General features: G+C 67.2%; 22 protein-coding genes and 1 tRNA gene. 14 read left to right on the top strand and 9 right to left on the bottom strand.

The window, feature by feature from the left end:
- Positions 1-49 precede the first annotated feature (49 nt).
- Positions 50-2635 carry a hypothetical protein gene (locus BAU06_RS27175; RefSeq protein WP_156770319.1) on the bottom strand — a complete coding sequence of 862 codons (2586 nt, stop codon included), beginning with the start codon at positions 2633-2635 and terminating at the stop codon, positions 50-52.
- 241 nt (positions 2636-2876) lie between these two features.
- On the opposite strand from BAU06_RS27175, the gene BAU06_RS23785 reads away from it, so the two are divergent.
- The 3 genes from BAU06_RS23785 to BAU06_RS23775 are packed head-to-tail and all read left to right on the top strand — an operon-like array spanning position 2877 to position 5079.
- A complete protein-coding gene (locus BAU06_RS23785; protein WP_066356439.1) occupies positions 2877-3209 on the top strand; it encodes a YnfA family protein in 333 nt (110 codons plus the stop codon).
- A gap of 41 nt (positions 3210-3250) precedes the next feature.
- The gene (locus BAU06_RS23780; RefSeq protein WP_082993803.1) at positions 3251-4276 is read left to right on the top strand and encodes a cation diffusion facilitator family transporter; all 1026 of its coding nucleotides are present in this window, start codon (positions 3251-3253) and stop codon (positions 4274-4276) included.
- On the top strand, positions 4273-5079 hold the full coding sequence (locus BAU06_RS23775) for an aspartate dehydrogenase (RefSeq protein WP_066356433.1): 807 nt from the start codon (positions 4273-4275) through the stop codon (positions 5077-5079). Before BAU06_RS23780 ends, BAU06_RS23775 begins: the two co-directional genes overlap by 4 nt.
- Before the next feature lie 47 nt (positions 5080-5126).
- Here BAU06_RS23775 and BAU06_RS23770 read toward each other — a convergent pair whose 3' ends face one another.
- The 3 genes from BAU06_RS23770 to BAU06_RS23760 form a co-directional block, all read right to left on the bottom strand.
- Positions 5127-5792, bottom strand: coding sequence for a DNA-3-methyladenine glycosylase I (locus BAU06_RS23770; RefSeq protein ID WP_066356432.1), 666 nt, complete (start codon positions 5790-5792; stop codon positions 5127-5129).
- A complete protein-coding gene (locus tag BAU06_RS26390; protein ID WP_082993802.1) occupies positions 5793-6911 on the bottom strand; it encodes a serine hydrolase in 1119 nt (372 codons plus the stop codon).
- A gap of 114 nt (positions 6912-7025) precedes the next feature.
- Positions 7026-7409: a BlaI/MecI/CopY family transcriptional regulator gene (locus tag BAU06_RS23760; protein ID WP_066356430.1), complete on the bottom strand. Its 384-nt coding sequence runs from the start codon at positions 7407-7409 to the stop codon at positions 7026-7028.
- 565 nt (positions 7410-7974) lie between these two features.
- Between BAU06_RS23760 and BAU06_RS23755 the strand changes: the two genes are divergently transcribed.
- The 3 genes from BAU06_RS23755 (at position 7975) to BAU06_RS23745 (ending at position 10608) form a co-directional block, all read left to right on the top strand.
- A complete protein-coding gene (locus tag BAU06_RS23755; RefSeq protein WP_066356427.1) occupies positions 7975-8625 on the top strand; it encodes a MarC family protein in 651 nt (216 codons plus the stop codon).
- A gap of 99 nt (positions 8626-8724) precedes the next feature.
- Positions 8725-9960: a metal-dependent hydrolase family protein gene (locus tag BAU06_RS23750; protein ID WP_066356422.1), complete on the top strand. Its 1236-nt coding sequence runs from the start codon at positions 8725-8727 to the stop codon at positions 9958-9960.
- 165 nt (positions 9961-10125) lie between these two features.
- On the top strand, positions 10126-10608 hold the full coding sequence (locus BAU06_RS23745) for a GNAT family N-acetyltransferase (RefSeq protein WP_066356419.1): 483 nt from the start codon (positions 10126-10128) through the stop codon (positions 10606-10608).
- A 248-nt stretch (positions 10609-10856) separates the two neighbouring features.
- On the opposite strand, the gene BAU06_RS23740 is transcribed toward BAU06_RS23745, so the two are convergent.
- Positions 10857-10932 (bottom strand) — tRNA-Phe (locus BAU06_RS23740).
- Between the two features lie 166 nt (positions 10933-11098).
- Between BAU06_RS23740 and hemA the strand changes: the two genes are divergently transcribed.
- The 5 genes from hemA (at position 11099) to BAU06_RS23715 (ending at position 15323) form a co-directional block, all read left to right on the top strand.
- Positions 11099-12373: a glutamyl-tRNA reductase gene (gene hemA / locus BAU06_RS23735; RefSeq protein ID WP_066356418.1), complete on the top strand. Its 1275-nt coding sequence runs from the start codon at positions 11099-11101 to the stop codon at positions 12371-12373.
- Between the two features lie 89 nt (positions 12374-12462).
- Positions 12463-13545 (top strand): peptide chain release factor 1, encoded by a 1083-nt coding sequence (gene prfA / locus BAU06_RS23730; protein ID WP_066356414.1) that lies wholly within the window; start codon positions 12463-12465, stop codon positions 13543-13545.
- Complete coding sequence (gene prmC, locus BAU06_RS23725) at positions 13546-14358, top strand: peptide chain release factor N(5)-glutamine methyltransferase (protein ID WP_156770318.1); 813 nt, start codon at positions 13546-13548, stop codon at positions 14356-14358.
- A gap of 66 nt (positions 14359-14424) precedes the next feature.
- Positions 14425-14751, top strand: coding sequence for a Grx4 family monothiol glutaredoxin (gene grxD / locus BAU06_RS23720; RefSeq protein ID WP_066356410.1), 327 nt, complete (start codon positions 14425-14427; stop codon positions 14749-14751).
- Positions 14748-15323 carry a UbiX family flavin prenyltransferase gene (locus BAU06_RS23715; RefSeq protein ID WP_066356408.1) on the top strand — a complete coding sequence of 192 codons (576 nt, stop codon included), beginning with the start codon at positions 14748-14750 and terminating at the stop codon, positions 15321-15323. Before grxD ends, BAU06_RS23715 begins: the two co-directional genes overlap by 4 nt.
- A 30-nt stretch (positions 15324-15353) precedes the next feature.
- On the opposite strand, the gene ttcA is transcribed toward BAU06_RS23715, so the two are convergent.
- Both ttcA and folB read right to left on the bottom strand, forming a co-directional pair.
- Positions 15354-16352 carry a tRNA 2-thiocytidine(32) synthetase TtcA gene (gene ttcA / locus BAU06_RS23710; protein WP_082993800.1) on the bottom strand — a complete coding sequence of 333 codons (999 nt, stop codon included), beginning with the start codon at positions 16350-16352 and terminating at the stop codon, positions 15354-15356.
- 47 nt (positions 16353-16399) lie between these two features.
- A complete protein-coding gene (gene folB / locus BAU06_RS23705; RefSeq protein ID WP_066356405.1) occupies positions 16400-16759 on the bottom strand; it encodes a dihydroneopterin aldolase in 360 nt (119 codons plus the stop codon).
- Between the two features lie 155 nt (positions 16760-16914).
- Between folB and BAU06_RS23700 the strand changes: the two genes are divergently transcribed.
- On the top strand, positions 16915-17817 hold the full coding sequence (locus BAU06_RS23700) for an NAD(P)/FAD-dependent oxidoreductase (RefSeq protein WP_066359665.1): 903 nt from the start codon (positions 16915-16917) through the stop codon (positions 17815-17817).
- A gap of 177 nt (positions 17818-17994) precedes the next feature.
- Positions 17995-19020, top strand: a complete 1026-nt coding sequence (locus BAU06_RS23695) for an RHS repeat-associated core domain-containing protein (RefSeq protein WP_066356400.1) — start codon at positions 17995-17997, stop codon at positions 19018-19020.
- 93 nt (positions 19021-19113) lie between these two features.
- On the opposite strand, the gene mnmH is transcribed toward BAU06_RS23695, so the two are convergent.
- Complete coding sequence (mnmH, locus tag BAU06_RS23690; RefSeq protein WP_066359660.1) at positions 19114-20241, bottom strand: tRNA 2-selenouridine(34) synthase MnmH; 1128 nt, start codon at positions 20239-20241, stop codon at positions 19114-19116.
- Between the two features lie 64 nt (positions 20242-20305).
- A complete protein-coding gene (locus BAU06_RS23685) occupies positions 20306-22072 on the bottom strand; it encodes a M61 family metallopeptidase (RefSeq protein ID WP_066356398.1) in 1767 nt (588 codons plus the stop codon).
- 139 nt (positions 22073-22211) lie between these two features.
- On the opposite strand from BAU06_RS23685, the gene BAU06_RS23680 reads away from it, so the two are divergent.
- Positions 22212-22988: an enoyl-CoA hydratase gene (locus BAU06_RS23680; protein ID WP_066356397.1), complete on the top strand. Its 777-nt coding sequence runs from the start codon at positions 22212-22214 to the stop codon at positions 22986-22988.
- Positions 22989-23031: the final 43 nt, after the last annotated feature.

The following is a 23031-nucleotide window of genomic DNA, read 5'->3' as shown; positions in this document are numbered from 1 at the left end:
CCGGTACGGCCGGTACGGCGGGTATGCCCGGTACGGCCGGGGATCCCGGCTATGCCTGCCGGTGCGCGGCGCGCCATAGCAGCCGAAGCTGGGTCTGGCGGAACTGCAGCCAGGCCGGTGGCGCGTAGCTGAGGACGTCCGCGATGCCGCGCATGTGGCGTTGAACGTCGTCGCGTCCCCGCAGGCGCTTGCACGCCGCGGCGCGGGTCGGTTCGCCCAGGCGGTCCAGGGCGTCTTCGTAGAAGTCCTGTTCGCTTTGGTGCGCCAGCGCCTGGCATTGCGCATCGGCCAGGACATCGAGCGCATCCAGCAGTTTTTCCGGTTTGTCGGTGCGGGACAGCGCCGCGACGACCTGGCCCAGGGCCGCCGCGCCCCGGCGGATGCCAGCTTCCCTTTCCAACTGGCCCTGCACCATGTCGTAGAAGGCTTCCAGGGTGGCGTCCGGCTGTGCCGCGGCACGCAGTTGGCCGCGCGCTTGGGCCAGGTTGACGTCAAGCTGGGCCAGGTGCCCCGGATCGAGCTTGAGCAGGCGATCCCGTATCAGCTGCCGCTGCAAGGAAGCGCTCGCGGGCGGCGCGGGTTTCCGGACTGGCTGTCTGCCCGCCTGTGCGCCCGGACGTATGCCGTCCTGCCGGGCCGCGGGTTGCAGTGCGCTCAACTGGTCGCTGCCAAGGCGATCGCCGGCGATCAGGGCGAGTACGGCCTGCTTGATCTGCGCCTTGGCGGCTTCCTGCGTGGTGGGTGTGCGACGGAACCTGGCGGCGATGCTGGCCCGGAATTCGCGGAACGACGTGCCCAGCGTCTTGCCGGGCGTAATGACCGGTGGATAGGCGCCGGGCGCGACCGCCAGCGCGGGCTGGTGCAAGGCAGGCTGGTGCAAGGCAGGCGGGTTGGCCACGCTTATACCCGCGCCCGCGTTGGCCGGCTGCCGGCGCGTGTCCGTGTCGACGGGGGCGTCGCGCCGGGATACCGTGCGGCAGGCCGCGCGCAAATCCTGCACGAAGCGGATCATCTGGTCGCGCACGGCCTTATCGGGCTCGAAGTCGGCGATACGGATTTCCATGAATTCGTCGAAGGTGTCCGTCGTGGCGTCGCGGCGGTCCAGGGCGCCGGCCATCGTGGCCATGGCTTCTTGCTGGGGCCAGCCCAGGCGACCGATCATGTCCGCCAGGCGGCTTGCGCGGGATCGCTCCATATCGCCGATCAACTGGTCGCCGTGGCACATCTCGCGCAATGCGGCGTCCAGCTGCTGGAACTGCCCGTTGCGCGCGGCTTCCAGCGCCGCGGAAGCGGGCCGGTCCCCGGACGCGGCGCGCAGCTGTTCGCGCGAGGTCTCGGCCAGCACGCCCAGCAGGACCGATGCGACCGCGTGTTCCCGGGCAGCGTGTTCCGCCTTGGCGGTGCGGCGCCGTTGACCGGCGCCCAGCAGTTTCCCGGCTTGCCGCAGGATCTGCTTGCCGGTTTCGTCGTCGCGGTCGTTCAGGTGGGCCAGGTCGCCCAGGGTGGACAAGGGCAGGCTGTGCAGCAAGGGGGTCAGGATGCGCTTGAAGAAGTGCTGGTCCACGGCGGCATAGCCTTCCGCCGTGGCGCGCTGCGACAGCGCGGCCAATGTGACCGCCGCTTGCCGCACGGCGGTCTTGTCCTGCCTGATGGATAGCGCGGTCGCCGCCTTGTAGAAATCCAGCGCCCGGTGGTGCAGCGCGTCCGGAGACCGCTGTTGCGCGCGAGCGATTTTGCGCAGGACCGCCGCCCCGGTGAACCGTGGCGTGCGTGGCGCCGATGCCGCGGTCGGCGCCTGGGCCGCGGCCGCGTCCAGGGCGTGTTTGAGTGCATCGAGGGCGGCGCCGACATCGGGGTGCTGTTCCGGGCGCGTGATCACCGCGGCCGGCGGCGCCCTGAAGGCGCGAGGAGCGAATCCGTCTGTATGCGCGGCATAAGCGCCCGGCTGTGCGCCCGGTTCGGCACGAGGGGGCTTGGCGGGCGCCGTGGCGGGGGCGCGAGGGGTGTCCGTGATGGTTGACTCGGCCACGCCGTGCGAAGAGGACGGCGCGGCTTCTTCGTCCGGGTACAGGGAAGATGAGTCGTCGAACGGGTTCGTCCCCCGGACAAGCACGAAAGGCCTGGGCGCCCCGGGACTGTCCAGGCGCATGGAGGACGTGCTGGTGGGCGAAGACGGCACCAGGGAGCCGCCAGGAAAGGAAGCGGTCGGGCTGTCGAGCGCGGCGTCGGCACTGCCGGCCGGCGAGCCGGACGCGGTCGACACGGCGGAGGAAGCGGAGGAAGCGGATAAAGCGGATGAGGTGGGCGAGGTGGATGAGGTGGGCGAGGCGGAGGAAGCGGAAGAGGCGGACATGGCGGACACGCTTTCCTGGGATCCGCCATGCACGCCGGAATCCGGCGCGCTGGAGACCGATCCGGCCGTACGGCGCGGGCTGTCGGGCGCCTTGTACACGCCTTGGACCAGTACCAGCTTGCGTTCGGCGGGACGCGGCTTGGGCGCCTTGTTGCAGGCGCGATTGCCGCCGCCGACGGTTCCGGCCTCGAAGGACCGGTCCCTGAGCTTGCCCATGGGCGGTGGCGTGGCGGGACTGTAGTTGTGGTCGCTCTTGGCTTGGGCGGATGAGATATGCGTCATAGTGGGCTGCTCAGATTGCGATGGAGATCCGGAACCGCGGAGCCATGGTGCCGGGGTGCCGCCGTGATCGCGGTCACCGGAAGGTCGGTTACGCCCTGCCTGCGGGCGGTTCTCGCCACCAGGTCTCGGATACGGATGATTTATCCCGGCCGGATGCAACGTGCAGTGGCATGGAGCCCACTGGCCGCCTCGCGCTATGCTTTGCGTCTCGCCTTCAGGCCATCCCTGCGTCCCTCGCGCCATGGAATTCATTCGCGTCTCCGCCCTGTTCGCCGTCACCGCGCTGGCGGAGATCGTGGGCTGCTACCTTCCGTGGCTGGTGCTGCGCCAGGGCAGAAGCCCGCTGCTGCTGTTGCCCGGTGCGCTGAGCCTGGCCCTGTTCGCCTGGCTGCTGACCTTTCATCCCGCGGCCGCCGGCCGCACGTATGCCGCGTATGGCGGCATGTACATTGCCGTGGCGTTGGCCTGGCTGCGATTCGTGGAAGGCGTGCCGTTGACGCGCTGGGACCTGTCGGGCGCCGCCATCGCACTGGCCGGCATGGCCCTCATCGCATTACAGCCGGCGCACGCTTGACCGCGGTATCGTACGCACGTCCTTCCAACCGCGAGGTTCCGATGCCGCACATTGATTCCCGCCCCGGCGACGCGGGGCATGACCATTCCGGCCCTGGCCACGGCCATGGTAGCCATGGGCACGGCTCCCACGGCCATGCCGGACACAGCCATTCGGCCGGCAACACCGACGAGCGCCGATTGCTGTGGGCGCTGGTGGTCATCGTGGTGTTCATGGTCGTCGAAGTGGTCGGCGGTGTGATGTCGGGTTCACTGGCGCTATTGGCGGATGCGGGCCACATGGTGAGCGATGGCGCCGCGCTGGCGTTCAGCCTGGCCGCCCTGCGCGTCGGCCGGCGCTCGGCGACACCGCGCATGTCCTATGGCTACCGGCGGCTGGAAATCCTGGCGGCCTTCATCAACGGTCTTGCGCTGTTCGCCATCGCGATCTGGATCACGGTGGAAGCTGTCCAGCGCTTCTGGGAGCCGGTCGGCGTCATGGCCGGCACCATGCTGGCCGTCGCCATCGCGGGACTGGTCGCCAACATCGTGGCTTTCCTGATCCTGACCGGCGGCAGCCGGGGCAACCTGAATATGCGCAGCGCCCTGCTGCACGTGCTGGGCGATCTGTTGGGGTCGGTGGCGGCCATCGTGGCGGCGGTTGTCATCATCCTGACCGGCTGGACGCCCATCGATCCGCTGCTGTCCATCTTCGTGGCATTGATCGTATTGAAAAGCGCCTGGCAACTGGTGCGGTCCACCGGCCACATCCTGCTGGAGGGCACGCCGCCGGGCTTGGAGCCTGATGCAATCAAGGCCGATCTGGAGCAGAATGTCGCGGTGGTGCGCATGGCGCACCATATCCATGCCTGGTCGATCACGTCGGAGCAGCATATGCTGACCTTGCATGTCGTTCCCCATGAAGGCGTCGCGCCCAGCGATGTGATCCGTGCGGTGCGGCAGCGGGTCGCCGAGCGCTTCAGTATCTCGCACGTGACGGTACAGGTCGAGGATCCCGGCCACAACGACGGGGATGCGGCGCACGGCAACGACTGCAATGGCGCCACGTCCGGACAAGGATGTTCATGAGCGGACTACGTATCGGTATCGCAGGCTTCGGCGCCATCGGGGAATCGGTGGCCAAATCGCTGGACTCGGGCGCGGTGCCCGGCATGACGCTGGCCGCCATCGCGGTACGCGATCCTTCCCGCCATGCCGCCACGGCATGGCGCGGCAAGCCGCCGGTATTCACCACGCTGGATGGCCTGGAGCCGCTGTGCGACGTGGTCGTCGAATGCGCGCCGGCCGCGGTCATCGAGCAAGCCATCGGCCCCGTACTGCGTGCCGGAAAGAAAGCCGTGGTGCTCAGCTCCGGCGCCTTGTTGTCGCATCCCGGCCTGATCGACGCCGCGCGCGACAGCGGTGGTCAGATCGTGATTCCCTCCGGCGCCATCCTGGGCCTGGACGCCCTGACCGCCGCGGCCGAGGGCAAGATCCATTCGGTCACCATGATTACCCGCAAGCCGGTGCGCGGCCTGCTGGGCGCGCCTTATCTGGAAGCCAACAATATCGATATCGCCGGCATCACCGAACCCACGCTGATCTTCCGCGGTTCGCCCCGCGAGGCCGCCGTCGGTTTTCCGGCCAACCTGAACGTCGCGGCCAGCGTCTCGCTGGCCGGTATCGGTCCGGACCGCACCACGCTGGAGATCTGGGCCGATCCAACGCTGTCGCGCAACGTCCATCGCGTCGAAGTCGATTCCGATGCGGCGGCGTTTTCGATGGAGATCCAGAATATCCCGTCGGAGAATCCCAAGACCGGGCGCATCACCGCACAAAGCGTGCTGGCGGCCCTGCGCAAGCTGAACGGGCCCCTGCGCGTGGGTACCTGATAAGGCCGACCCACCGCGGCGCCGCAGCTGCCCAGACGCCAAGCTGGTCAGCTCGGCCGTACCCGCGGCCAGATGCCCGAACAGCCTCGACGGTGACTGCCCACCAGATGGGTGTCGATGATACCCGTCGCCTCCATCAGGGCATGCATAGTGGTCGGCCCGACAAAGGCGAAGCCCAGTTGGCGCAAGGCCTTGCTCAGCGCGATGGAGGCCTCCGACACGGTGGGGATCTCCGCCAGGGTGCGTGGCGCCGGTGTTTCCTCTGGTTGGAAAGACCAGATGAATTCCGCCAGCCCGCCTTGCTCGCGCAGCCTGATCGTGGCGGCGGCGTTATTGATAGTGGCCAGGATCTTCGCGCGGTTGCGCACGATGCCGGCATCGGCCATCAGGCGTTGGACGTCGGCGTCGGTGTAGGCGGCCACCGTGTCGGGGTCGAAGCGATGGAAGGCGGCGCGAAAGGCTTCGCGCTTGCGCAGGATGGTCGCCCAGGACAATCCGGACTGGAACCCTTCCAGCACCAGGCGCTCGAACATGCCCCGTTCGTCGCGCACGGGCATGCCCCACTCGGTGTCGTAATAGGCCTGGAGCAGCGGATCGACGGCTGCCCACGGCGGCCGGGCCAGGCCGTCCGCCCCGACGATCAGGCCGCTGTCGGCCGCGATGCCGACGGCCGGCACGGGCCGGGCGGCGCGGGTTCCGGTCTTGCGTTCCATCTACATCGGGTGCGCGTCGGCGTTCGCGTAATTCCGCTGCATGTTGGGAACCGGGAAAGCGTTGTTCAGCATCGCGGTGCGCAAATGTTCCGCGTCCATGAAATCCGCATGCCGGCGATTGGAATGCAACAGCACCATCACCACGGGACGGTCCTCGATGGTGGCCTGCATGACCAGGCAGATGCCCGATTCATTGATGAAGCCGGTCTTCTGCAGGCCGATATCCCAATCCGGCTTGCCCACCAGGATGTTGGTACTGCGGTAGTCGAGCACGCCCTTGCCGGTGTTCACGGTATAGCTCTGGTCCGTCGAGTACAGGCGGATCAGGGGGTAGTGCGCCGCGGCCTGGACCATCTTGAAGAGGTCGCGCGCGGTGGATACGTTGTACTTGGATAGCCCGGCCGGATTCTCGAAGTGCGTATGGGTCATGCCGAGCGCGCGTGCCTTCTCGTTCATGGCCGCGATAAACGCCGGCCGTCCGCCGGGGTAGTAGCGCGACAGCGCGGCGGCGGCGCGGTTTTCCGAGGCCATCAGGGCGATGTGCAGCATGTCTTCGCGCGACAGCACCGAGCCTATCCGCAGGCGAGAGCCCGTGTGTTTCTCGAAGTCCTGGTCTTCTTCGGTGACCCGGATGGGTTCGGCCAGGGACGCGCCGGAATCCAGCACCACCATCGCCATCATCAACTTCGTGATCGACGCGATGGGCACCACTGCATCCGCGTCCTTATCCAGCAGCGTCTGGCCGGTGCTCTCGTCCACCATATAGGCCACTTCGGAATGCAGCGTGCTGCCGTCCGGCGCGAACGGGCGCTTGGCGTACGGGTCCAGCTCCAGCGCCGTGCGCGTGGCGACCGCGGCACGAGCCGGCGCCCGGTGATGGCTGGCCGTCGCGCCCTGGCCGCGTTGGCGATAGATGACCTTGCTGGTCTTCTTCTTGGCCGTGGCGGTCTTGGCGCTGGTTTTCTTTACCGTGGTCTTTTTCGTCGTCTGCGGCGTGTCGGACCCGGCCGCATGGGCGGCCACCGGCATGGCCACCAGCGTCGCGGCGGCGGCTTGCATGACCAGGCCGGTCGATACGCGGCGCACTACGGCGTGCAATCTGGATAGGAAATCAGGCATGGGATAGCAAAGGAACCCAGGATGGACGACGCCATGCCGGCGCGGGGATCCCCGCGGCCAGGCGCGTCATCGCGATGTTGTGGAGTGCGGGAGGCCGGCGCGCGACGTTGCCGTTCACGGCCGCTCCCCTTGGAGAAACTGTTCGATTTCCGCGCGTTCTTCGCGCGTGACGTGTCCCCGCAGGGCCGCCAGCACCAGGGCCTTGCCCGATCCCGAAAACACCTTCTGGATCAGGTCCTTCAATAGGCGGCTTTGCAGTGCATTCTGTGGCTGGGCCGGCGCGTAGACATGCGATCGCTCGCTTTCGTCCCGCTCGAGCAGCCCTTTGGCATGCATGATCTGCATCTGGCGCAGGACGGCGGCGTAGGTGATATCCGGCCGTTCGGCCTGCATGGCCTCGTGTGCCTGCCTGACCGTGGCCGGCCCGAGCGACCATAGCACGCGCAGAACCTGGAGTTCGGCGGCGGTGGGCTTGGCGGACGGGGTGGCGGCGGTCACGGAATGGCGGCGTATGGGACAAAATCGTTGCGTAGAATACTTTTTCTAGAAAAAGACGTCTACTTGGCGGTTTGCCCGAGCGCACCCGATGGTGGGTTGGCGCCTTGCGCCGGGGCCCTTCGGGCTGGCGCCGGGCTCTCGACGGGCAGGCGCCGGGCGCGCGCAAATGGATGCCGCCGGCGGCCGGCGCCGGCGTTATGGCGCGCCACGGCGACCACCGTCCGTTTCCTCGAACAAGCGCGACGGCCGGCGTGGCCAAGGCCGCGGAGATGGGCAATCCGTTCTTCCGGCCGGTCATCGAACGCGCCCTGGCAGGACAACCATCCTGAAATGACGATGGAGCTGCCTACCGACGCCGTGTCCGCCCATCGACTTCCGTGCAGCGTTCCAGAGACCGTTGAATCCCGGTCCTGATTCAGCCGCCTCGCGCGGAAACTTCACCGGCGGCCGCAGTTCAAACCCGGACAGTATTCATTTCATCGCCGCATCGAGCCGGTCGGCGACGGCGCCGCTGTTCGCAGCGGTCCCGTTGCCGCGTCATGCCGGATTCACGGCTTCGCAAGCAATGGCCCATCTGCTGCATGAAATCTACGCGAACTTCGTCTACGCGTTCATTTCCTTTTTCTCCATCTTGAATCCCATAGGAATGGCGGCGGTGTTTTTTACGCTGACGCAGGACTATACGGCCGACGAACGCCGGCAGATCGCATGGCGCGTCGCGCTATATGGCTCGATCCTGTTGGCATGCATATTCCTGGTGGGGATTTATGTGCTGGGCTTCTTCGGGATATCGATCGGCTCCTTGCAGATCGCCGGCGGCCTGGTCCTGTTTTCGGCGGCCTGGGGCATGCTCAACCAGCCCACGCACGCGAACAAGGATCACGAGCATCCCGCCGGCACGATTTCCGACGTCGCCTTCTTTCCCCTGACCATGCCTCTTACCGTGGGGGCCGGCGCCATCGTCGTGGCGATTACGCTGGCGGCGCATGTCCGGCATGGAGGCTTCGTCGTCGGCCATATCGCGGTCTTGATGGCCATCGTGGTCAACCTGCTCATCGTCGGATTGGCCTATGGCTTTTCGGACCGGATTCTCCGGCTCCTGGGGAAAAGCGGCACCAACGTCATCAGCCGGTTGACCGCTTTCATCCTGCTGGCCATCAGCGTGCAGATCGCCTGGGACGGCATCCAGGGCCTGATCGCGACGATGGGTAAATGAACGCGGTCCCGACCGCAACGTGCCGCGCGGGCCGCGGGGAAGATTTTTCCCGCGCATGAACGCGGATTTTCTTGAATGCCGTAAACGCGAGCCAATGTCATGAAGAACCTGATCCTGAAGCACTGCAATATCGTCGACGCGACGCAAGCCGAGCCCCGCATGAACCAGCAAGTCCTGATCGAGGACGGAAAAATCGCGAAGATATCCAGCGCACCGATCAAAGGGCAGGACTGCGAATCGATCGACCTGGACGGCCGCTACCTTATGCCCGGGCTGATCGACGCGCACGTGCACGTGACGGCGGCCCAGTTCGACCTGCATAACGACATGCTGCCGGAGAGCCAGATTTCCGTGCAGGCGGCGCGATTCATGGAAAACATGCTGCTGCGCGGTTTCACCAGCATCCGGGATGTAGGCGGCGCGGATTTCGGTTTGGCGCGCGCGGTGGATTCCGGCCTGATCGCCGGGCCGCGGCTGTTCTACGGCGGCAAATCGTTGAGCCAGACCGGCGGGCATGGGGATTTCCGTCCCGTGAATGCGCACGCGGAGGGCTGGTCCGTCTGCCTGTGCTCCGGCAGCAGTATCTCGCGCATCGTGGACGGCGTATCCGAAGTCCGCAAGGCCGTTCGCGACGAAGTGCGCAAGGGCGCGTACCACATCAAGGTCATGGCGGCCGGCGGCGTGGCGTCGCCCACCGACCGGATCGACAATCTGCAGTTTTCGGAAGAAGAAATCCAGGCGATCGTGGAAGAGGCCCGCAATGCCGGCATCTACGTCGCCGCGCACGTGTATACCCCGCGCGGCATCGAGCGTTGCGTCAAACTCGGGGTGCGAACGATCGAACATGCCAATCTGCTGGACGAAGCCAGCGCGCGCGCGATGGCCGAGCATGGCGCCTTCATGGTACCGACGCTGATCATCTATGACTCGCTGGCCAAGGACGGCAAGGCCTACGGCATCCCGGACGCCAGCCTGGCGAAAATCGAACAAGTGCGTTCGCGGGCGCTGGAAAGCATCCAGCTGGCCCGCGCGCACCAGGTCAGGATCGGTTTCGGCACCGATCTGCTGGGGGAAGTTGGGCAGGCCGCGGAAAGCCAGGAATTCAGGCTGCGCGCGCGCGTGGAAACCCCCTTGCAAGTGCTGGATGCGGCCACGCTGACCAATGCGGAAATCGTTTGCCGCAAGGGCCTGCTTGGCGTGGTGGCGGAAGGTGCTTACGCGGATCTGCTGGCCCTGGATGTCAATCCGCTGGATGACATCACGGTGCTGTCGCAGCTGGAACAAACCCTGCAACTGATCATGAAGGGCGGCAAGATCTACAAGGATTGCCTGTAGATCCCATCCTTGCGCGGCTGGGGATCGCGCCGGGCGGCCTGGCCTGCTTATGGCTGGGCGCCCGATGCGAAAATGTCGCGGTGTCGACCGGTTCGCCGCCATGGGCCACAGGGGCCGCGCGCGGACCCTGTCGAACGCCGATATCAACCCTTTCAGGAGCGTGGCATGGGTGGCATTGCTGGATTCCCGCATGAAGGAGAAGTGCATATCGACGTCGCCCGGCAGGCCGACGTCGCGCGAATCCGCGGGATGGTCGTCAACGCCTATTCCAAATACATCGAGCGCATCGGAAAAGAGCCGGCGCCCATGCACGCGAACTATGAAGCGCTGGTGGACGAGGGCAAGATCTTCGTGCTCCGAAGGGGGACGGATCTGTTGGGATCGATCCAGCTCGTCCAGGACGGCGACGCGGTCTCGGTGAACAACCTTTGCGTTGCGCCGGATATGCAAGGGAAAGGCTACGGCCGGCTCCTGATGGAATATGCCGAGCAAGTGGCAAGGGAGCGCAAGCTCAGCGCCGTCGAGCTATACACCAACGAGAAGATGCACGAGAACATCGCCCTGTATGGCAAGCTGGGCTTTGTCGAAACGGGACGCAAGACCCAGGATGGCTTCGCGCGCGTCTATTTCCGCAAGCAGGTGGGGTAATGTCGGGGGCGCCGTGCCCGATGCCAGGACAAAGCGCCGAGCAGACCCCGGAAGAAGGCTCGCGCCAGCGAAAAAGACCCATGTCAGGGTGCAAGGAAAGGGGCGAACAACAGGCCTGAACAAGAAAGCCTGGACAAGACGCGCGCGGAAAACCGCCCGAGCGCAGCCGCCCGAGCGAAATTGCCCCAACAAACGGCGCAAACAAAAATGAAAAATGCCCAGCCTTTTCAAGCTGGGCATCGAATTCTTGGTGGCCTGGGGCGGAATCGAACCACCGACACAAGGATTTTCAATCCTCTGCTCTACCAACTGAGCTACCAGGCCGACGCGAGCCCGCTACTATACACAAATTTCCGGAGTCGTGCTCAGCAGCCGTACCGGTCGGTAGCAGAGCGCTATAATCCCACGCATTCCAGCCCCCGGCGGTCTCTCGCGACCCCCGCCGGCTGTTCCCTTACCCGGCCCTGCGATCAGGCGCAGGCGATGGCACATGGCGGTCGACGTTCTTACTTTTGGCTTGAACCATACCTCCGCGCCCGTTTCGGTGCGCGAGCGCGTGTCCATGCCTGTCGATCTGCTGCGCCCGGCGCTGGACGGCCTGCGGGCCACCTTCGGCGGCGCGGTGCGGGAAGCCGCCATCCTGTCCACCTGTAATCGCACGGAAGTCTATTGCGCGGCCGAACCGCAGGTGGCCGAGCATCTGCCGGCCTGGCTGGCGGACGTCAACCAGGTCCAGGCCGTGGATCTGCGCCCCCATCTTTACCAGCACCAGCAGGACGGCGCGGTGCGCCATGCCTTCCGCGTCGCCAGCGGACTGGATTCCATGGTGCTGGGCGAGCCGCAGATCCTGGGACAAATGAAGGACGCCGTGCGCGCCGCCGACGAGGCCGGCTCCTTGGGCACCTTGCTGCACCAGCTGTTCCAGCGCACGTTCTCCGTGGCCAAGGAAGTGCGGTCCACGACCGAAATCGGCGCGCACTCGGTTTCCATGGCGGCCGCCGCGGTCCGCCTGGCCGAGCGGGTATTCGGCAATCTCGGCGAAGCCCGCACGCTGTTCATCGGCGCGGGAGAAATGATCGAGTTGTGCGCCACCCATTTCGCGGCCCAGCGGCCGCGCGAAATGGTGGTGGCCAACCGCACGGTCGAACGCGCCGAAACGCTGGCGGGCCGTTTCGCCGCCGGCACCATGCGTCTTGCCGACCTGACCGAGCGCCTGCACGAGTTCGATGTCATCGTGTCCTGTACGGCCAGTTCGCTGCCCATCCTCGGCCTGGGGATGGTGGAGCGCGCCACCCGGCAGCGCCGCCATCGCCCCATGGTCATGATCGACCTGGCCGTGCCGCGGGATATCGAGCCGGAAGTCGGCCGCCTGGACGACGTCTATCTGTATTCCGTGGACGATCTGGGCCGGCTCGTGCAAAGCGGCACCGATGCCCGCCGCGCCGCGATGGTCCAGGCCGAGGCCATTATCGAAACCCGCGTCCGCAATTTCATGCAATGGATGGCGACGCGGGCCATCGTGCCGGTGGTACAGGAACTGCAACAGGGGGCGGACGCCATCCGCGCGGCCGAACTGGACCGCGCCCGGCGCCTGCTGGCGCGCGGCGAATCGCCGGAAGCCGTGCTCGAACAGTTGGCGCATGGCCTGACCCAGAAATACCTGCACGGCCCCATGGCCGCGCTCAATCGCAGCGAAGGCGCCGACCGCGAGCAGTTGCTGGCCATGGTGCCCCGCCTGTTCCCCGGCCGCGATACCCGGCGTTAGCGGCGATCTCCCGCCTCTGCCCATGCCGCGCCGTGCGCGGTCCAGGCGCCCCTGGTGTCCGCCCGTTCCCTTTTTCCCCTTGAGTACCTATGAAATCTTCCATGCGTGACCGGCTGGAGCAATTGTCCCGACGCCTGGTCGAGGTGGACGCCCTGCTGGCCGAGCCCGATACCGCCGCGGATATGGACCGCTTCCGCAAGCTGTCGCGCGAGCGTGCGGAGGTCGAGCCCGTGGTGTCGGCCTTCGCCTCATACCGCGGCGCCGAGGACGACCTGGCCACGGCGCAGGACATGCTTGGCGACCCGGACATGAAGAGCCTGGCGGAAGAGGAAATCAAGGCCGCCAAGGGCAAGCTGGAGGAACTGGACGGCGTCCTGCAGCGCCTCTTGCTGCCGCGCGATCCGGACGACGGCCGCAGCGTATTCCTGGAAATCCGCGCGGGCACGGGCGGCGACGAGAGCGCGCTGTTTTCCGGCGACCTGCTGCGCATGTACTCGCGCTACGCCGAACGCCAGGGCTGGCGGGTGGAATTGATGTCGGAAAGCCCCTCCGAGCTGGGCGGGTACAAGGAAGTGATCGTCCGCATAGAGGGCGATGGCGTCTACGGCAGGCTGAAGTTCGAATCCGGCGCGCATCGCGTGCAGCGCGTGCCCGCCACCGAGGCCCAGGGCCGCATCCATACCTCGGCGTGCACGGTGGCCGTCATGCCCGAGGCCGATGCGGCCAGCGAGATCGTCATCAACCCGGCGGACCTGCGCGTCGATACCTTCCGCGCCAGTGGCGCGGGCGGGCAGCACATCAACAAGACCGATTCGGCGGTGCGTATCACGCATATCCCGACCGGGCTGGTGGTGGAGTGCCAGGACGACCGTTCCCAGCACCGCAACAAGGACAAGGCCATGCAGGTGCTGGCCGCGCGGCTCAAGGACAAGCAGCAGCGGGAAAGGCAGAGCAAGGAAGCGGCCGAGCGCAAGAGCCTGGTGGGCAGCGGCGACCGTTCCGAGCGCATCCGTACCTACAACTTCCCCCAGGGCCGCCTGACCGACCATCGCATCAACCTGACGCTGTACAAACTGCAGCAAATCATGGAAGGCGACCTGGACGAACTCACCGGCGCGCTGATCGCCGAACACCAGGCCGAACAATTGGCGGCCCTGGGCGAAGAGGTCTGAGTGGCCTGCGCCAAGGACATCCTGTTCGCGTCGGGCCTGCCGCGGCTGGAGGCCCGCATGCTGCTGGAGCATGTGCTGGAAAAGCCGCGCGCATGGATCCTGGCGCACGACACGGATCCCTTGCCGCCGGCCGCCGTGCGCGCCTTTACGGTGCTGGCGGCCCGCCGCGCCGCCGGCGAGCCCATGGCCTACCTGGTGGGCGGCCGCGAATTCATGGGCCGCACCTTCAAGGTCACGCCGGACGTGCTGATCCCGCGCCCTGAAACCGAGCTGCTGGTGGAGGCCGCGCTGGAGTGGCTGGCCGGTTTCGAATCGGTATCGGTGCTGGACCTGGGAACGGGCAGCGGCGCGATAGCGATCTCTATCGCCCTGGCGCGTCCGGACGCCGCGGTCCTGGCCACGGACCGCAGCCTGAAGGCCCTGAAGGTGGCGGCGGAGAACGCCATCAGCCTGGGCGCCCACCTGCATTTCGCGCCGGGCAACTGGTACGGCGCCCTGACGGCCGGCCAGAAATTCGACGTGATCGTGTCCAACCCCCCTTATATCCCGGCGCGGGATCCCCATCTGGAACAGGGCGACCTGCGTTTCGAGCCGCGCCTGGCCTTGACGGACGACGCGGACGGCCTGGAGGCCCTGCGCGCCATCGTCGCCGGGGCGCCCGCCCACCTGAAGCCGGGTGGGGTACTGTGGGTGGAGCACGGCTGGGACCAGGCGCCGGCGGTACGCGATCTGCTGACCCAGGCCGGCCTGCGCGGCGTGGATAGCCGGCGCGACCTGGCCGGCATAGAAAGGATTACTGGCGGGTATCTGTGAAATACCGGCGGATACCTATAATTGAAAGAATCAACCGCCATCGCGGCGGCTCTTTGTGAGTGCATCATGAGCGACGTTCAAGAATTCATCCGCGAGACCGTGACCCAGCACCCGGTCGTGCTTTTCATGAAAGGCACGGCGCAGTTCCCGCAATGCGGCTTCTCGGGCAAGGCCATCCAGCTGCTGAAGAGCTGTGGCGTGAAGAAACTGGTCACCGTCAACGTCCTGGAGGACGACGAGGTCCGCCAGGGCATCAAGGAATTCTCCAATTGGCCCACCATCCCCCAGCTGTACGTGGGCGGCGAATTCGTGGGCGGCTCCGACATCATGGGCCAGATGCATGAAAGCGGCGAGCTGAAGACGCTGCTGGATGGCGTCGGGGCCACTGCATGAAGCTGGCCGTTCGCCGGCTGGTCGTCGGCGTGACGGGCGCGACGGGGTCGCTCTACGCGATACGGATGCTGCAGGCCTTGCGCGATGTGGCCGATGTGGAAACGCATCTGGTCGTATCGGCCGCCGGCGTGCTGAACATCAAGCACGAGCTGGACATGAGCCGGGCGCAGGTGCAGTCCCTGGCGGATCATGTCTACAGCGTGCGCGACGTCGGCGCCACGCTGGCCAGCGGGGCGTTCGCGACATCGGGCATGGTGATCGTGCCGTGCTCCATGCGCACGCTGGCCGCGGTGGCCCACGGGCTGTCGGACAATCTCATCACCCGGGCGGCCGATGTCACGCTGAAGGAACGCCGCCGTTTGGTCATGATGGTGCGCGAGACGCCCTATAACCTGGCGCACTTGCGCAACATGACGGCGGTCACGGAAATGGGCGGGATCGTTTTTCCGCCCTTGCCGGCCTTCTATTTCAAGCCCGCTTCCATCGAGGAAATGGTCGACCAGACCGTGTCCCGCGTGCTGGAGCTGTTCGACATCCATGTGCCGGGCCCGACCTGGACGGGCTCGGCCTGAGGCGGAACCGGGGCGCCGTGCCGCCCCGTGCTATTCGAAGCGGACGAAACTGAGCGCGTGTTCGCGCCGGCTTTCGCCGGCCGGTTCGCCGGCGTCGCCGCAGGCGCCGGAAGCTTCGGGATCTTCCTGGTCGAAGGCCGTGTCGCCGTTGGCGTCGGCCAGGCCGGTGGGGCGCAGCCCGGCAAAGTCGAACAGCTGCCGGTCCATCAAGTGGGACGGCACCACGTTGGCCAGCGCATTGAAGACATTCCACGCCCGGCCGGGATGCTTGCGGTCCCATTCCTGGATCATGCGGCCCACTTCCTTGCGCTTCAGGTTTTCCTGCGAACCGCAGAGATTGCACGGGATGATGGGGAAGCCCTTGTGTTCGGCGTAGGCGGCCATGTCGGCTTCCGGTATGTAGGCCAGGGGCCGGATGACCGTGTGCCGGCCGTCGTCCGAGACCAGCTTGGGCGGCATGGCCTTGATCTTGCCGCCGTAGAACAGGTTCAGGAAGAACGTTCCCAGGATGTCGTCCCGATGGTGGCCCAGCGCGATCTTGGTAGCGCCCAGCTCCGTCGCCACGCGGTACAGGATGCCGCGCCGCAGCCGCGAGCACAGCGAACACATCGTCTTGCCTTCCGGGATCACGCGGGTGACCACCGAATAGGTGTCCTGCGTTTCGATATGGAAAGGCACCCCCAGGCCGCGCAGGTATTCCGGCAGGACATGGTCGGGGAAGCCGGGTTGCTTCTGGTCCAGATTGACCGCGATCAGCTCGAAGGGGAAGGGCGCGCGCTCGCGCAGGCGCATCAGGATGTCGAGCAGGCCGTAGGAATCCTTGCCGCCGGACATGCAGACCATCACGCGGTCGCCCGCCTCGATCATGTTGTAGTCGGCGATCGCGCGCGTCGTCTCGCGCGCCAGGCGCTTGGCCAGCTTGTTGGCGTGCACGCGGGCTTTTTCCTGGGCGGCCCGGTTGCCCGGCGCGGGAGGCCTGCCCGCGGCGTCGGGCGCGGCCGGAAAGGCGGAAGTGTCGGGAGCGTTCATGGTCGAAAGTCAGTCGTGAGGCCGCGCGGAACGGCGCGGCGGCCCGCTCAGCGCGAGGTATAGACCTCCACGCCGACGGCGGCGCAGTCGGAAAACGCCATGGGCTTGCTGATGCGGATGCGCACCGCGCGGATATCCTCGAAATCCGCCATCAGGCGCTCGGCCACGCGCTCGGTCAGGGTCTCGAGCAGATTGACGTGGGCATGGGTGCATTCGGCGACGATGGCCTCGCGCAGCGCGCGGTAGTCCAGCACGCTATGGATATCGTGGTCGTCCACGCTGCGGGTGATGTCCACGTCGATCTCGGCGTCGACGTGCAGCGGCTGCGTGGCGCGGCGCTCGTGCTCCAGAATGCCGATGCGGGCGTCCAGGGCAAGGCGGGAAAAGATGATGCGGCGAGTAGGCATGGTCGAAGGATGTGCGGCATTCGCGGGCGGCCAGCCCCGCGGCGGATTCGTGACGTGTGCGGCATTGTATGCCGGCCGCCGCCGGGCCCGCGCCCGCCCGCGCTATCGCTACAATCGCTGCGGAACCCGAAAATCAGAGCGAAAACCTGGACGGTATGCGGGATACAACGGATGCCATTATTGTAGGCGGCGGCCCGGCCGGCGCCTCCTGCGCGATCTGGCTGGCACGCCTGGGCCTGGCGCCCCTGCTGGTCGAGGCCGCGCCGCGCCTGGGTGGCCTGGAGAACGACAATCCGTTCCGGGACGACTGGATCGCCGTGCTGCCCGGCGTGACGGGCCAGCAGGTTGCCGCCAATATCGCGCAAAGCGTCGCGGCGGCGCGGGTCCCGTCCCTGACCGGGCACCGCGCCCGTCGGGTGGTGCGCGCCGGCAAGGGGCTGGACGTGATGCTGGAGACGGCGGACGGTTCGCCATCCCAGGTGCACGGACGCTTCCTGGTGATCGCCTCCGGGGTCCGGGCACGCGGACTGCCGGGCGCGGAGCCGGGCCGGCAATGGCCCGGCGTGCTGGTCGGCCCCGGCGTGGCGATCCATGAACAGGACTACCGCGGGCGGTCGGTCGCCGTGCTGGGCGGCGGCGATAACGGCTTCGAGAACTATGCCTTCGTCCGCGGGCGCGGGGCGCGCGAAGTGCACCTGTATTCGCGTACGGTGCGCGCCCGGCCGCAATTGGTGGCGGCGGCCGCCACGCCGGACCTGCACGTCGGCGACTACGTGGTCGACCCTGGCGCCCGCACCGTCAATGGGCGCCGCTATGACTTGATCCTGGTGTTCTATGGCTGGGAGCCGCATGCGGGCTTCGCGGACGGCCTGAACCTGGAGCGCGACGGGCGCGGCTACATCGTGACCGAGCCGGCCACCGCCCGCACCAGCGCACCCGGCGTCTATGCCATCGGCGAAGTCGCCAACCGCATGCATCCCTGCGTGGTGACCTCCATGGCCGACGGCGTGGTGGCCGCCAAGGCCATACAGCGCGAGATCGAGCAGGGCGCGCCCTGACGGCGCCGGGCCGCCGTCAGGGGATGCGGTTCCGGCGGGACATCAAATCAAAACATAACGCCCGGCACGCAAAGGCAGGCGCCGCCGGCCTTGCCTATCGTCGAGGCGGCCGCGGATGGCTCACGGTCCCGGCGCCGCCGTCACGGCGCGGCGGCCCCGGCACGAACGAGGCGCGACATGCCCCCATCTTTCCATTCCGAGCGGCGGTCGGTATCCGGGTTCGCCGGAGCCTGCCGGGACCGCGTCGCGGCGGCGTATCCGCTGGGCAACGGGCACCGCTATTACCTTCCCGCACAGATGCGGTTCTCCAGGCCGGACGGCCTGAGCCCGTTCGGCCGGGGCGGCATCAATCCCTACGCCTATTGTGCCGGCGACCCGCTCAATCACAGCGACCCCAGCGGCCGGATCATCTTGTCGATCATAGGCATCGCGCTCGGGGGGCTGGCGGCAGGGGTACTGGGCGGAGCCATGGCTCCCGCGATCCGGGAAGCGTCGGCGCTGTCGCGCGAAATTCCGGGGGCGAGCGCGGGCCGGCTTTCCACGGTGTTCATGGACACGGTCAACCGGGCGCCCGGCAGGGCGGCCATGGCGCTGGGCGGCCTGGGCTTCGGCGCGGCCGCGGTGGCGACGGGCATCGCCAGCGTCGCGGTGCATGGGACGGCGCCCGAGCTGTCGGCCATGCTGGGCATGACGTCACTCGCCCTGGGCGTGCTGGGAATAGGCGGCACGGCCGTTCCCACGGTCAGCATGGGCAGGCATCTGCGGTTCAGTCCGCATCCCCGCACCCTGTCCGCATCCTGGCGCGCGCAAATGGATGTCGGCGAGGAGCTCGACGCGCTGCGGCCCCGCTATGCAACGATCGAGACCGGCGGAGCACGGCAGGCATCACCGCCCGCCTATGAAGAGAGTTTCCGGCACGCGGATCCGCCGCCTTCCTACGTCCGGTACGACGACATCCACCATACGCGGCTGGGGGTGCTGCGGGCCAGGCGTTCTTTCAGCGATCTACGCTCGCTTCGCGTACGGACCAGTGAAATGGCTGTCCCGCCGTCGCGGGCGCGCAGCCATTCGCGCGGCCGATTGCTGGAGCTGGCGGTGGACCACCCCAATCTGGTTCACAGCAGCCACAACCCATGGGGACCGCGGCTTCTCGAGGACGAGGGTTCGCCGGTATTGGACGCAGGCGCGGACGTCGACCCGTAAGGCGCTGCCCATGACGGACCCGCGTCGCCATGGCTGGCGCGAGGACCGCTGTCCGCCGCGCGGCATGGCCGGCGCGGTGGCGCCAGCGTTCCATCAGGCGCGGCAGGCCCGTTGGCGCAGGTATTCCGTTACCGCGCCCGCATCGCCGCGAAAGACGATGCGCGGCGTTTTTTCCTGCATGCGCCAGGCGTACATCGGGTCGTAGTACTCGTTGAGCAGGCCGAGGATCCAGGCACGATGTCCATCGCAATCGCCGCCATCCAGCTGGCGCGCGAGCGCGGCCCGCATCTGGCCCATCAGCCGCGCGTACCGTTCCCCGCCCAGCTTGCGGGAAATCGCCGTCAGGCTATCCTGCAGCCGCTGGGAGAACAGCGCATCGCCCGCCGCGCCATGCCGCGCGGCGAATTCCGCGCGCAGCTCGACCACATACTCGCGCAAGATGCGTTCGACGCGGTCTTCCTGGCTGGCCTCCAGCCACACCAGCGGGGCGGTCTGGATGGTTTGCAATAGCTCCAGCGGCAGCGCATTGGCGCCGATCAGGCGGCTTTCGTCCTCGAATACCATCGCCTGCCAGCCGCAGGCCTGCTTGCGCAGCAGATCGATGGCCACCCGATGCTCGAAATCGATCTGCGAGGGTTGTGGCGTGACCCGCTTGCCGAAACCCGAGCCGCGGTGGTTCGCATGGCCTTCCAGGTCCACCGCGTTGTCCACGTTTCTCAAGACATCGGTCTTGCCGCTGCCCGTCAGGCCGCCCAGCACCAGGTGGCCCGGCGCCAAGGCGCCGTCGCGCAGGACCTCCATCAGGTACCCGCGCATGGCCTTGTAGCCACCGGTCACGCGCGGATAGTCGATGCCGGCTTCCTGCCGCAGCCATTGCTGGCTGATCCGCGAACGCAGGCCGCCGCGAAAGCAGTACAGGTAGCCCCGCGGATGGGCGCGGGCGAAATCGGCCCACTGCCGGATCCGCGCCTGCTTGATCTCGCCCGCCACCAGCCGGGTGCCGAGCGCGATGGCGGCCTCCTGGCCCGCCTGCTTGTAGCGGATCCCTACCTGTTCCCGCTCGCTGTCGTTCATCAAGGGGATATTCACCGCCGTGGGGAAGGCGCCGCGGTGGAACTCCACCGGCGCGCGAACGTCCAGCAGCGGTACGCCGGACAGGAAAAGTTCGCGGAAGGATGCGGTGTCCGGGCGGGTGGCGGGGGTGGCGAGCGTAGCGGGCATGGCAGGCAAGGCAGTGCGGCGGAATAAGCGGCCGGATTCGAAGCGGCGAAATCTATGGGTCGGCTCAGGCCGCGGTCAAAACACAATCCAGGGGCGCCTGGGCGGCCAGCCGCACGCGGAATGCGCGCAGTTCGTCGCGCCGGAATACATGCACCGTGACGGTCTCGCCCGGCCGGTACTGCGATAGCAGCACTTCGAGTCCGGCGGGGGCATCGACCCGCAGGCCGTCGACGGCCACCAGCACGTCGCCGGCCGACAGGCCGCCCTTGTGCGCCGCACCGCCTTCCAGCACGCTGGCCAGCGCCACGCCGTCGCCCTGCTTGCGGGTGCGTACGTCGAGCGAGGGCAGGTTGGATGCCGGCTTCCATTGCAGTGTAATCCCCTGTTCGGCCAGCAGCTCGGCCAGCGGCGGGTCGGCCCGGCCCTCGGCATAGCGCGCGATGTACGCCCGCGCGTCCACCCCGGTGGCCTCGCGCACCAGCGCGGGGAGCGCGTCCTCCGGGATGCCGTGCGGCGCGCCGCGATAGAAATCGCGGCCATAGCGCCGCCACATCAGCCGCATGACGTCATCCAGCGAATGGCGGCCTTCGCTCTTGCGGCGCACGGTCAGGTCCAGGCCCAGGGCGACCAGCGCGCCCTTGGTGTAATAGCTGACGATGGCGTTGGGCGAGTTTTCGTCCTGCTTGTAGTAGCGGGTCCAGGCATCGAAGGAGCTCTCGGCCACCGATTGCTTGGCGCGGCCGGGGGTTCGTGCCACGGAGGTGATGGTCTTGCCGAGCAGGCGCAGGTAATCCGCGCGTGTGATCGTGCCGGCGCGCAGCAGGAAGAGATCGTCGTAATAAGAGGTGAAGCCCTCGAAGACCCATAGCAGGCGGGTCAGTCCCGGCCGGGCCAGGTCGTAGGGCGCGAACGCGGCCGGCTTGATGCGCTTGACGTTCCAGGTATGGAAGTATTCGTGGCTGACCAGTCCCAGGAAGGTTCGATAGCCTTCCCCCTGGCCGGTCTGGCCCTTGACCGGCAGGTCCTTGCGCGCGGCCATCAGCGCCGTGGACGCCCGGTGTTCCAGTCCGCCATAGCCGTCGCCGGTCACCATGGTCATGAAGACATAGCGGTCGCTGCTGTCCAGGAAGGGCGCGCGGCGCGACTGCGGCTCGAAGAAGGCGATCTGGGTTTCGCAAATGCGCTGCACGTCGCGCGCGATGCGAGGCAGGTCCAGCCGCGGGATCGCGCCGGTGAAAACCAGCTCATGCTCCGCGCCGTGGGCGAAGAACCGCGCCACCTGCGGCGTGCCCATCTCCACCGGATGGTCGATCAGCGCGTCGTAGTCCGGGGCGCGGTACAGGCCGAACCCATGGCGCCGCGCGGCGCCCTTGACGCCGCGCGCCTCGGGCAGGCTGGTGTAGACCTTCCATCCCTCGATGGCGGGCGGCGGCTGCAGGTCAACCAGGCAGGGCAGGTGGGATTGCCCCTCTACGCGCAGGAACACGCTGGTGCCGTTGAAGAAGGCGTGCGTTTCGTCCAGGTGGGCGCCGCGAACCGACAGATCCCACGCATACACCGTGTATTCGACGGTCAGCGGGCCGGCCGCCGGCGCCGCTTTCCAGGTATGGTTGTCGGTCTTTTCCACGGGGACGGGACGGCCCCCGGCATACGCCTTCAGCGTCTCGATTTGCCGCGAAAAATCGCGGATCAGGTAACTGCCGGGTATCCAGGCCGGCAGGGCCAGCGACTGGCCTTCCGGGGCGGGCGCCTCGATCGTAAGTACGATACGGAAGCGATGACCCGCCGGGTCATGGGGTTGCAGGCGGTAAATTATGGGATGCGGGTCCATTATTCCGATAGTGCGTCGTCGATGGGCGCATTCTAATGGGTGGGTCCGGTCCGGTACTTTGGGGACGACCGGCGTCGCGGCGCCCGTCCTGCCGCCCGGGGGCCCGGACGCCACCGCATTTTGACCACAGGAGACATCCATGAATGATTCGCTGGTTCTGATCGAGACGCGAGGCCGCGTCGGTTTGCTGACGCTGAACCGGCCCCAGGCCCTGAACGCCTTGAACGATGCCTTGATGGACGAACTGGGCCGGGCGCTCCTGGCTTTCGAACAGGACGCCTCCATCGGCGCCATCGTCATCACCGGCAGCGAAAAGGCGTTCGCGGCAGGCGCCGACATCGGCGCGATGAAGGATTGGTCATACATGGATGTGTATGGCACCGACTACATCACGCGCAACTGGGAGACCCTGAAGCGCATCCGCAAACCGGTGATCGCCGCCGTGGCGGGGTATGCGCTGGGCGGCGGCTGCGAATTGGCCATGATGTGCGACATCCTGGTGGCCGCGGACACGGCCAAGTTCGGCCAGCCGGAAATCAAGCTGGGCGTCATCCCGGGCGCCGGCGGCACGCAGCGCCTGCCGCGCGCGGTAGGCAAGGCCAAGGCCATGGACATGGTGCTGACCGGCCGCATGATGGGGGCCGAGGAGGCGGAACGCGCCGGCCTGGTGTCGCGCGTGGTGCCCGCCGACAAACTGCTGGACGAAGCCGTCGAGGTGGCGACGGTGATCGCCGCCATGCCGCTGCCGGCGGCCATGATGGCCAAGGAGTGCGTGAACCGCGCCTACGAGTCGCCCCTGAACGAGGGCATGCTGTTCGAGCGGCGGGTGTTCCATGCGCTGTTCGGCACGCCGGACCAGAAAGAGGGGATGGCGGCTTTCGTGGAGAAGCGCAAGCCCAACTTCCACCACCGCTGATCGGTGCGGTTGCGCCTTGATACGTTCTTGCAGGGGATGTATC

Source organism: Bordetella bronchialis (genome assembly GCF_001676705.1).
GTDB lineage: Bacteria > Pseudomonadota > Gammaproteobacteria > Burkholderiales > Burkholderiaceae_B > Bordetella_C > Bordetella_C bronchialis.
Note: the sequence above shows the minus strand (reverse complement) of the source record. Positions and strands in the feature narration are given on the sequence as shown.